Source organism: Candidatus Komeilibacteria bacterium CG_4_10_14_0_2_um_filter_37_10, assembly GCA_002793075.1.
GTDB lineage: Bacteria > Patescibacteriota > Patescibacteriia > UBA1558 > UBA1558 > UM-FILTER-37-10.
In genome coordinates, this window is sequence record PFPO01000057.1 from 1 (window position 1) to 10,890 (window position 10,890).

13 protein-coding genes and 1 tRNA gene are annotated in these 10,890 nt (G+C 35.0%); 11 read left to right on the plus strand and 3 right to left on the minus strand.

What is annotated here, in order from left to right; translation table 11 throughout:
* Positions 1-79 precede the first annotated feature (79 nt).
* The 7 genes from COX77_03050 to COX77_03080 all read left to right on the plus strand — a co-directional run bounded on the left by COX77_03050 (position 80) and on the right by COX77_03080 (position 4,213).
* Positions 80-952 carry a hypothetical protein gene (locus COX77_03050; protein ID PIZ98901.1) on the plus strand — a complete coding sequence of 291 codons (873 nt, stop codon included), beginning with the start codon at positions 80-82 and terminating at the stop codon, positions 950-952.
* Positions 953-982: 30 nt separating this feature from the next.
* Entirely contained in the window at positions 983-1,363 is a 381-nt protein-coding gene (locus COX77_03055) for a response regulator (GenBank protein ID PIZ98902.1), read from the plus strand.
* Positions 1,364-1,377: 14 nt separating this feature from the next.
* Positions 1,378-1,980 carry a nucleoside-diphosphate kinase gene (locus COX77_03060; GenBank protein ID PIZ98903.1) on the plus strand — a complete coding sequence of 201 codons (603 nt, stop codon included), beginning with the start codon at positions 1,378-1,380 and terminating at the stop codon, positions 1,978-1,980.
* 456 nt (positions 1,981-2,436) lie between these two features.
* The gene (locus COX77_03065) at positions 2,437-2,694 is read left to right on the plus strand and encodes a hypothetical protein (protein ID PIZ98904.1); all 258 of its coding nucleotides are present in this window, start codon (positions 2,437-2,439) and stop codon (positions 2,692-2,694) included.
* Positions 2,695-2,780: 86 nt separating this feature from the next.
* A tRNA-Pro gene (locus COX77_03070) sits at positions 2,781-2,857 on the plus strand.
* A 146-nt stretch (positions 2,858-3,003) separates the two neighbouring features.
* Entirely contained in the window at positions 3,004-3,591 is a 588-nt protein-coding gene (locus COX77_03075; GenBank protein ID PIZ98905.1) for a peroxiredoxin, read from the plus strand.
* Between the two features lie 58 nt (positions 3,592-3,649).
* Positions 3,650-4,213 (plus strand): HD family phosphohydrolase, encoded by a 564-nt coding sequence (locus COX77_03080; protein ID PIZ98906.1) that lies wholly within the window; start codon positions 3,650-3,652, stop codon positions 4,211-4,213.
* Between the two features lie 204 nt (positions 4,214-4,417).
* On the opposite strand, the gene COX77_03085 is transcribed toward COX77_03080, so the two are convergent.
* Positions 4,418-7,135, minus strand: a complete 2,718-nt coding sequence (locus COX77_03085; protein ID PIZ98907.1) for an ATPase — start codon at positions 7,133-7,135, stop codon at positions 4,418-4,420.
* Between the two features lie 186 nt (positions 7,136-7,321).
* Here COX77_03085 and COX77_03090 point away from each other — a divergent pair, with 186 nt between their 5' ends.
* Entirely contained in the window at positions 7,322-7,918 is a 597-nt protein-coding gene (locus COX77_03090) for a nitroreductase (protein PIZ98908.1), read from the plus strand.
* Positions 7,919-7,979: 61 nt separating this feature from the next.
* Entirely contained in the window at positions 7,980-8,582 is a 603-nt protein-coding gene (locus COX77_03095; protein ID PIZ98909.1) for a hypothetical protein, read from the plus strand.
* Positions 8,583-8,637: 55 nt separating this feature from the next.
* Here COX77_03095 and COX77_03100 read toward each other — a convergent pair whose 3' ends face one another.
* Positions 8,638-8,814, minus strand: a complete 177-nt coding sequence (locus COX77_03100; GenBank protein ID PIZ98910.1) for a 50S ribosomal protein L28 — start codon at positions 8,812-8,814, stop codon at positions 8,638-8,640.
* 91 nt (positions 8,815-8,905) lie between these two features.
* Between COX77_03100 and COX77_03105 the strand changes: the two genes are divergently transcribed.
* Together COX77_03105 and COX77_03110 are read left to right on the plus strand one after the other, a co-directional pair.
* Positions 8,906-9,535: a site-2 protease family protein gene (locus COX77_03105; GenBank protein ID PIZ98911.1), complete on the plus strand. Its 630-nt coding sequence runs from the start codon at positions 8,906-8,908 to the stop codon at positions 9,533-9,535.
* 68 nt (positions 9,536-9,603) lie between these two features.
* The gene (locus COX77_03110) at positions 9,604-10,302 is read left to right on the plus strand and encodes a hypothetical protein (GenBank protein ID PIZ98912.1); all 699 of its coding nucleotides are present in this window, start codon (positions 9,604-9,606) and stop codon (positions 10,300-10,302) included.
* A gap of 100 nt (positions 10,303-10,402) precedes the next feature.
* On the opposite strand, the gene COX77_03115 is transcribed toward COX77_03110, so the two are convergent.
* A complete protein-coding gene (locus tag COX77_03115) occupies positions 10,403-10,621 on the minus strand; it encodes a hypothetical protein (GenBank protein PIZ98913.1) in 219 nt (72 codons plus the stop codon).
* Positions 10,622-10,890 lie beyond the last annotated feature (269 nt).

Below are 10,890 nucleotides of genomic sequence, written 5' to 3' on the forward strand. Positions count from 1 at the left end.
TGGAATAATAATTACAATAACCTAGAACACTGTGCCCTGGGTGGTAAAACCCCAAATGAGGTATTAGCTAGAGTGCAAAATGTGTGTACCTAAAACAAAAAAGATTAAAATTTTAGTAACGATCATTTTTTGTCTAACCGGTTTGTTTTATAGCATCTGGCAACAGCAGTCAGTGGTTTTGTCTGCGGCGCAAATTATTTTTATGAACGTTGGTCAAGGTGATTCCGCTTTGATTATTACCAGTAGTAAACAATATATTCTCATTGATGGTGGGCCAGACTTGACTGTTGTTAGTAAACTAGGGGGGTATTTACCCAGTCTTAATCCGCAAATTGATTTAATGATTATTACTCATGCTCACGCCGATCACGTTGTTGGTTTAGTGGAAGTTATTCAGCGGTATCCCGTGAAAAGAATTATTTATCCCGGACCAGTTGATTATTCCGATCAAAGTTATTTAGCATTACTGAAAATAATTCAGGAGAAAAATATTTCTCTTACAACCACCACCACTGGCAATCGCTATGTTTTTGCCGATAAGAGTTATTGGCAAACATGGCAACCGTTTATTGCTTATCATGGTCAGCGGTTGAAGGATTTAAATGAATCATCAGTAGTTGGTCAATACTGTTTCCAATTATCCTGTGCTTTATTCATGGGTGATGCGACACAAAGCACAGAGAAACAAATGTTAGCTCAGAAAATAGTTAATACAAATCAAATAATCAAGATTGGCCATCATGGCAGTTATTATTCCAGTGATCAGGAATTTCTGCGAGTAGTAGGAGCAAAGCTAGCTGTCATTTCTGTTGGTGAAAATAAATTTGGTCACCCCAACCCCGGCGTATTAAAGATATTAAAAAGATTAAATATGAATATTTGGCGGACTGATTTAAATGGTGACATTCAAGCAATTCTCAATGGCCAGACCATTGAAATTAATGATCATTAGCGCTATAATATAATAAGTAAAAATTATCCTATGGTCAGTAAAGCAAAAACAATTATTTTAGTAGAGGACGAAGAAATACTAGTAAATATGTATAAATTAAAGCTGACCAAAGGCGGTTATCATGTATTAACTGCCCCGGACGGTGCCGCAGGGTTGGCATTAATATTGCAAGAAAAAGCTGATTTGATTTTATTGGATGTGATGATGCCAAAAATGGATGGGTTTGCTGTTTTGGCAGCTATCAAGAAGGAAAAGAAAATCAGTAAAACACCAGTTATTCTTTTAACTAATTTAAGACAAGATGAGGATATTAAAAAAGGTAAAGAGTACGGAGTTGTTGATTATTGTATCAAGGCCAATATGACGCCACATGATCTAGTGGAAAAAATTGATCAATTTTTTAAGAAATAATTAGCGATTAAATTATGTTACATCCAAGAAAAGAAAGAACCTTTGTGATTTTAAAACCCGATGCCGTGCAAAGAGGTCTGATTGGCGACGTTATCTGTCGTCTAGAAAAAACAGGATTAAAATTAATAGCCTTAAAAATGATTATCGCTACCGAAGATCAATTATGGCGACATTATCAGAAAGACGAACAATGGTTTACTAGCAAAGGACAAAGAATATTAGAAGAGAGAAAGGCTGCTGGTTTACCAATAGAAAAAGAGGCCCGGGAGTATGGTAAGGATATTGTTCAAGCACTGGTAAAGTTTATGAGTTGCGGTCCAATAGTGCCGATGATTTGGGAAGGAAATCAAGCGGCCGGCATCGTCAAAAAAATAATTGGTTCAACAGAGCCTTTAACATCAGACAGTGGAACGATTCGCGGTGACTATACTTTGGACTCTTATGAGATAGCAAGTTTGGATAATAGAGCTGTTCGTAATTTAGTGCACTGTTCTGATCCGGCCAGTGATGCTTTGCGCGAAATTCCCATTTGGTTTAGCGAAAATGAGATTTTGAATTATCGTTTAATTGCCGAGCAAATTTTATACGACATTAATTTAGACGGTATCAAGGAATAAATAAAATTATTTCAGTTAATTCAATTTACTTAATTAAATTGAATTGTTTTAGCTTTATTTGACAGTCCGTAGCCCACTGTTTATAATAAAAGTACTCTAATCATTTCTGTAGATTGAAGCTCTACAACCTTCTTTATTAGGGAGTTCGCGTGAATTCTGACCGTGGTCAAAATTCTAGGGCACCCAGCGGCAATAATGATTATCAAATTTGGCTGAATGCTGGAACGATCCAACTAAAGCACAAAATTGATAAACTAGCCCGGATGTTATTAGGGAACTTCTAATTCAGCTGAAATGGTTAGAGCCTATAAAGTCCCGAAGCATTTCGGGATTTTATATACAAACAATATAATCAATTTTATAAACAGTTTTATTTCGGGCTGTAGCGCAGTTTCAGCCAGAGGCTGATCGTCCTTTGGACGAGGCTTGATCAGGGTCATTGATAATTAAATAAATATGTATTTTATTTATTTTATACAAAGTTTGAAAAATAATAAGGTTTATGTTGGTTTTACTTCTAAGGATATTAAAATCAGATTATACGAACATAATAAGGATACAAATTCTTGGACGGCACGTAACAAACCTTTTAAATTAGTTTATTATGAATCCTATCATTGCGAGCAAGATGCAAGAGCTAGGGAAAGATTTTATAAAATGGGTTTTGGTAAACAAATAAAAAAGATTATAATTAAAACTATTATCGGGCTGTAGCGCAGTTTCAGCCAGAGGCTGATCGTCCTTTGGACGAGGCTCGATAGTGAGCTAATAATCTAATCAATTTTATAAAAAGTATTTATCGGGCTGTAGCGCAGTTGGCTAGCGCGCATGCATGGGGTGCATGAGGTCGGAGGTTCAAGTCCTCTCAGCCCGACCATTCATAAAATAGATATTGTTTGATTGTCGCAGATATTTTATTTGGAGGTTTCCGCCGGAGGCGGATCAGCCTCTGGCTGACAAGTCCCTGCCTGCCCACAGGCAGGCTCTCAGCCCGACCAATTTAATTTTTAATTATACAAATATATGGATTCATCAGAAAAGTTTTTATTACCAATTATTGGTACTAAATTACCAGAGTTAGATTTTGAGATTTTTCTCAATGAAAGTATTAGTAAAACCAGCTTTCAAGAGTTTAAAAATAAATGGTTAATTTTGTTTTTTTATCCAGCTGATTTTACTTTTGTTTGTCCAACTGAACTTTCTCAGTTAGCTGATTTTTATGGCGAGTTTCAGAAAGAGGGGGCTGAGGTATTAAGCGTTAGCACGGATACAGCTTTTGTGCATAAAGCTTGGCATGATCACTCGGAGTCAATTGCTAAAATAAAATTTCCCATGGTTGCTGATCCTACTGGAAAGCTTAGCCGTTCGTTTGGTGTTTATCTAGCTGATGAGGGATTAGCCTTACGTGGTAGTTTTATCGTTGATCCCGACGGAGTAATTCAAGCTTACGAAGTGCACGCTAATAATATTGGTCGCAATATCAAGGAGCTTTTACGAAAGTTGCAAGCTGCCAAATTTGTTCGCGAAAATGGCGGTGAAGCTTGTCCGGTTAACTGGCAACCAGGTGATAAAACATTACGGCCGTCAACAGACTTAGTTGGGAAGTTATAATAGAATTTGTTATTGTGCTTTAGCGTGATGATAATAAAGTAAGAGTAATTATAATTTTATGTTGATCACAATTGTACCAGCTCGTGAGTTAATAAAAAAATATTTATTGGATCACAATAATCAAATTCACTCGCGGGAAAGCGAAGTTGTTTTACGTACTTTAGCCCAAGAATTTGGAGAAAATGAGGAGGAGTGGGGCTTAGCTGGTTTACTACATGATTTGGACTGGGAGCTGACGCAACAAGATCATAGTCAACACGGATTAAAAACTAGCGAATTACTAAAACAAGAAGGTTATGAATTAGCACCAGCATCAATGCACGCCATTTCCGCCCATAACCAAGAAGGTACTGATGTGCTGCGTAGTTCCCAATTGGATTATGCTTTAGCTGCTGGTGAAACTATTACTGGGTTGATTTATGCCACCGCTTTACTACGCCCAGAAAAATTAACTGGTATGACAGCCAGTTCTCTCAACAAAAAATTTAAAGACCGCAGCTTTGCGGCGAAAGTTTCACGCGAAACGATCATGGAGATAGAAAAAATTGGATTGGAAAAAAATAAATTCTTTGAATTAGCTATTGTCGCTATGCAAGAAATAGCAGTAGAAATAGGTTTGTAAGAATACGCAATATAAAATTTAATAAAGGAGGTGAGTAAGATGATGTATAATTATTTAATCGGCGGCGGTGGCATGATGTTTTTTTCTTGGTTAGTTTATCTCTTGGTAATTATTTTATTGGTTTTGGGCATTATTGCCTTAAGCAAGTATATTAGTAAGAAGTAGGGTAAATTGAGATGGTTAGCCAGGGGCTAATATTTTTTCTCATTGTTTTATTATTAGATTATTGGGTTTAGCAATAGTAATTTTTTTACCAATCTCGTATACAACAATACTAAGCATTGCATAACTTAATAATACGATCCACTCTTTCACTCCCAAAGGAACAGTATGTAAAATTCTATTGAGAAATGGTAGGTAGATAGCTATTAACATTAATAGAGTACTTGCAATCGTAGTGAGAGTTAAGAATTTATTGGAGAAGGGGTTAAGTTTAAGAATTGAATATTTTAAACCACGTACGGAATATATATAAAATAAAGAAGTTAAACCCAAACCAACAAAAGTAATAGTACGAGCGTAATCAAGATCGTTACTCGTTTGCCAAAAATAATAAAATATACCAAATAAAGTCAGGTCCATAATAAGAGCGTAAAAAATAATAAGTTTTTTAAATTGACGATTAAGTATAGGTTCAGATTTTTTTCTCGGTAATTCATTCATGACATCTTCGTCTATTTCATCAAAAGAAAGACTCATGGCTGGCGCTGCGTCTTCGATTAATTTTATCCAAAGAATTTGTGCTGGTAAAATTGGTAGCGGGAGTCCTAAGATTATAGATCCGCCAACAATAATCATTTCAGAAAAAGCGTCAGTGAGAAGGTAGAGAACCACCTTTCTAATATTGTTAAAAGTTATTCTCCCTCTTCTTACTGCCTCAATAATAGTTTTGAAATTATTATCTAAAAGAACAAGATCAGCCGTTTCTTTAGCAACATCAGTTCCTGAGCCAATAGCCACACCAATGTCAGCTTTTTTTAAGGCTGGTGCATCATTTACTCCATCGCCAGTCATGGCTACTATTTCACCATTCGCTTGCAGGGCCGAGACAATTCGAATTTTATGTCTTGGTTCGACTCGAGCAAAAATGATATTTTTTTTAACCGATTCTTGAAGTTGTTCATCGCTTAACTCATTCAAATCAGCGCCTTCTAAAACATTTTCGGTAGTTACTTTAATACCTAATTCTTGTACAATAGCTATTGTTGTTAATTTGTGATCCCCAGTTATTATAATGGGGCGAATACCAGCACTCTGACAAAGCTGTATTACCCCTTTCGCTTCTAGACGCAGTGGATCTTTAAGGGCAATCAGACCAACAAAAACAAGATCAGTTAAGTTATTTTTGTTAAACTTTTCTGAGTCATTAATTACACCTTGTAGTTTATAAGCTATTGCTAATACCCTCAGTCCAGAACTTGTTAACTTTTCGTACTGTTTTTGAATGTCTATTTTTTTGTTTTCCGTTAACGTAATTATATTTCCTTCCACATCTATAGCTGATGCCAAAGCTAAAATATTTTCCGGAGCGCCTTTAGCATAAATAACGTGATCATAATTAGATTGCTGACTTTTTATTTTTTGTGCAGGCGAGAGGGAATGGAGCGTAGCCATTAATTTATATTCCGAATCAAAGGCTATTTCCGCAATTCTACTTTCATTTTTTTCTAATTCTTCTTTATTAAAACCAATAGATCGACCAGCGATTAGTAAAGCCTTATCAGTTGGATCACCAATAATAGTCCATTCCTTTAATTCCTTTTCAGGATTTTCAATAATGGCATTATTACACAGTAAACCAATTTTTAAAGCTGTCACATAACTAGCGTTTGCAGTGGGGTCTACTATCGCAGTAAAATTTACTCCATCACTATAAATTGTTGTTTGCTCAGTAATAATTTCTGATATTTTCATCTCTCCCTGGGTCAGAGTACCGGTTTTATCAGTGCAAATAACTGATATCGAACCCAGTGTTTCGGCTGCTAGCATTTGTCTTACTAATCCTTTGTGACGAGTTAGACGTTGCATACTGATGGCTAAAATAACAGTTAGCGCTGGTAGTAAACCCTCGGGTACAGCTGCGACCACAACAGCCACGGAAGTCAAAAACATTTCAAAAAGTGGTTTACCAGTTAAAACACCCAAACCAAAGATAAAAATATTAACTACTATTAACAGTTGTCCTATTATTTTACCAAAATGATCAAGCTGATTTTGGAGAGGTGTTTTTTCACTACGAGTTTCTTTTATCAAATTAGCAATATGACCCAACTCGGTTTTTTGACCAGTAGCAGTAACTATTGCTTGGCCCCTTCCCCTGGCTACCACCGTTCCAAAATAAACCATATTTTCTCGATCAGCCAAAGGAGTATTTTCTGGTAAAACATCAATATTTTTATTCGAGGGAATTGATTCACCGGTGAGTGTCGCTTCAATTACTTCAAAATTTTGAGCTTCAAAAAGTCTTGCGTCAGCAGGAATTCTGTCGCCGGCAGTCAATAAAATAATATCCCCCGGGACAACTCGTTCTTGGGGAATAATTATTTCTTCACCATTTCTAAACACCTTTGCTTTGTAGGTGATTAGTTTTCCAAGAGCCAATAATGCCGTGTTTGCTTTGTACTCTTGTAAAAAACCAACCGAGGTACTAATTAAAACAACGGTTAGAATTATCCAGGCATCAACGTTATGACTAGTTACAAAACTGATGGCCAAGGCGACTAAAAGAATATAGATTAAAGGATTTTTAAATTGATTTAGTAAAAGAGTAAAAATCGAAAATCTCTTTGTTAATGGCAATTTATTAATCCCAAATTTTTCTAAACGCAAAGCTACTTCTTTTTCTGAAAGACCAGCAGTTGATGTTTGCAGTGAATTAAATAGTTCCTGAAGTGGCAGTTGATGATAGGTTTTGTGTTCCATATGTTAATTTTTTTTATTATTGAGTTTAATCGCCAATTAAATTGTATTGACATCGATTATAATAAGATTGATACTAGTAATAATACCAATTAATAACTAGCGTTGTCTATGGAGAGAATAACTATATTCTTTGATATTATAAATAGATAGTACTGATAAATAACTATTAATTATTAAAAATTATATATGTCCAATATTTATCCCTGGAAATTAACACCAGTCGATCACGAAATCATGCCAGCAATCAAGAATCGTTGGAGTTCATTAGCGTTTAGTAGTAATGCCATCGAAACGGAGAAAGTAAACCAATTATTAGAAGCAATGCGTTGGGCACCATCCTCGCGCAATGAACAACCCTGGCGGGTTATTTATGCCACTAAAGATGATTTGGTTAATTATGAAAAATTAGCCGCGTGTATTGTGGAGGGTAATAGCTGGGCTAAGCAAGCGCCGTTATTGTTATTGATTGGTGCCAAGAAGAATTTAAATTATAACCAGCAACCAAACGCTCACGCTTGGTATGATACTGGCGCCGCTGTTAATTCTTTACTGCTACAAGCAACTGAGTTAGGATTAATGGTTCATCAAATGGGTGCTTTTGATAGGACTAAAGCAATGGAAAATTATCATTTACCGACGGATCTTGAGGTAATAGTTCTGATAGCTATTGGTTATTCCGGTCAAAAAGAGACATTGCCCCTTAATTGGCAAGAACGACAGCAAGCACCGCGTCAGCGAAAGACAATTAGCGAATTTGCCAGTAATACTGAGTGGTTGTCCTAACTTTGCTCAGAAACTGAATTGTTAGTATAATATAGATAAGTTAATAAATATTTTATTGCTTATGAAAAAAATTATTTTGGTAGTAGTAATTGTTATCTTAGTGGCGGCGCCACTATCAGTTTTTGCTTTTTCTTGGAAAGGTTTTTCTTGGTGGAAAAATACACCCAGTACCGTACAAAACGAGTCAGCACCCAGAGAATTAACTGATTATGAAAAATGGGCTTTAGAAAAAAAATATCAAGCTTGGGATTTAGCGGTCAAGGAAAAGAATATCCGTTATTTGTTAGAAGATGAGAGTTATTTTACTTGGACAGAAGAGGAGATGAATTATTTGATTGCTAAATTATTATTGAAAGATAAAAATAAATCCATCAGGGAGCTAAAGATTACTTTAAATGATGGCGAAATGGCTTTGAATGGTTATATCTTTAAGCCCGTACGCGGTGGTTTTAAGTCGGTGATCAAACCAGTATCTAAAGATAAGGAAATTGATATTTATTTCAGTAAGTTAAAGTTAAACGGTGTTTTCTTTCCGAAATTTGTGGCTAACATGATTGTCTCCAGTTACACGAAGTCAATTATGAATATGCTTTATAATTATCCAGACTACAAAGAAATCCAGATTGAAATTAAAGATCATAAGTTAACTATCAAATATTTATAAATTAAAAAAACCCACTGGTTTACCAGTGAGTTTTTTTATCGTAGTATATTGTAGTTTATTTACTTTTTTTCGCTAGCGTCTTGATACACCTGGTACAAAGTTTTTGTCGTACGCCATCAACAATCTTGGATTGCAGATTAATCATAACCACTCTTTTGGTTTTGATATTGGAATGACTTTTGGTTTGTCCGGAGACAGTACCGCGCTGACATTTTTCGCAAACTTTTGACATAATCTAGTGATTAAAATATTATAGATATTAATGACCGTATTCTAATATTTTTTAGAAATAAAGTCAAGAATAACCATTTATTGAATAGTTAATGAGTATTATCATTCAGGTTTTAGCGGTTTTGTATGCTATCGTGGTACATGAGTTTGGTCATGCTTGGGTAGCCAGGAAACAAGGTGATCATACGGCCGAATTGGCGGGACGTCTGACGCTCAATCCCATTGCCCACATTGATTGGTATGGCACTGTTTTGGTACCAGCCTTTTTAATCATTACGGGCAGTCCTTTAGTTTTTGGTTGGGCTAAACCAGTACCGATTAACCCCAATAACTTCACTAATCAACGGTGGGGGAATAGCATCGTGTCTTTGGCAGGACCGTTGGTTAATTTTGTTAGTCTAATCTTTTTCTTTGTTGTTTTAAAAGTTTTATTAATCGGACAGCTGTTGGCCGATGGCAATAGTCTGATCACTTTTTTAGTTTATTTAATAATTTATAACTTAATATTTTTAGTTTTTAATCTTATTCCCATACCGCCATTGGATGGCTCAAAAGTACTTTTTGATGTTTTACCCAATAAGTTAGAGCAAGTGAAGTATTTTTTAGAAACTCAAGGGCAGTGGATTTTATTGGGAATTTTGGTACTAGATAGTTTTTTACAACTTGGTATTCTAAGTAGTTTGATTGGTTTTTTTGCTAATCTAGTATTTAGTGCGATTTAATGTAGGATTGATTTCGTAGATATTATTGCAGATAAAAAAATAATTTATTAATAAATCATACTTTTATTATGAAAACCGTAGGAGTAATTGGGGGGCTTGGACCAGAAACAACATCAGAATTTTATCTTGATTTGATCTTTTCTTGTCAAAAAAAAGATAGATCACATCGGACATCAATTATTATTACTAGCGTTCCCTTACCTTATGAAATTGAGGACGATGCCATAGTTAAAAATACTGGATTTGAAAAGATATTACCCTTTTTAGTTGCGGAAGCGAAAAGATTAGAAAGGGCTGGGGCGGATTTTATTGTAATGCCTTGTAATTCTCTCCATGTTTTTATTAAAGAGATTAGAAGCGCCGTTAACATTCCGGTTCTTAGTATAGTTGAAGAAACGGTAAAATTCCTCAAGAAAAATAATTTTTTTAAGGTGGGAATAGTTTCAACATCAGCTACAATCGAGAATAAATTGTATGAGAATTCTTTTGCAGAAAATAATATAGGTTATAAAACTCCCGATGCATTGCAACAGGCAAAAATGGGAAAGTTTATAGTTCATCTGGTTAACGGACAACAAAACAATAAAGATCGCGAAGAACTCATTCTGATTATTAATGATTTTGAAAAGAAAGATGTTGATTGCGTAGTACTTGCTTGCACTGATCTTCAATTGCTAATACCCAAGCATCCATCTTTACAGATATTTGATACAATGAAAATATTTGTTGATGCAACAGTTGAAGAATTATTAAAAATGAGTAATTGATTTCTTAAACATCTATATACGTTATCTTGGATTATGGATTGAAAATTAAAAAAGTCTTATTATTTTTATAATAAGACTTATCAATGTTTTTAAGAAGACGTTATGGTCTTCCCGGTAAACTAGATGCGGAAATTTCTTTTTTGTCGAGCTTGATTGGTTCAGGTGAATTATTCAGAAAATGTTTTTTAATTTCCGCACCAGTGACTGGGCCATCGACTCCAGCTTGATTAAAAAGAGCAGTATTTCCCTTTGAGCAATCGCAGGGCAGATCATTGCTGCCAGTTTCTATTACACCCGATCCAAGACATTTATTACACATTTAGACCTCTTGTTTTTGGTTACTAACTACAATTGTTTGTAGTTATATATTTAAACATATACGTTGTCATCAGTCAATATTGAAAAAATTAATGATAATTAACCTTGACATAGTTTTTAAAAAGCATTATTATAGACACATCCTTTAAGAGGATTAAGAATCAAATAGGTTAGTGGCTGATAACACCCTTGAACAGGGAGCGTTATCTTTTTTTTAAAAATATTAAATTCATTGAGAAAAAGAGGTTAGTAGCCTATTTTTCTTCTAAG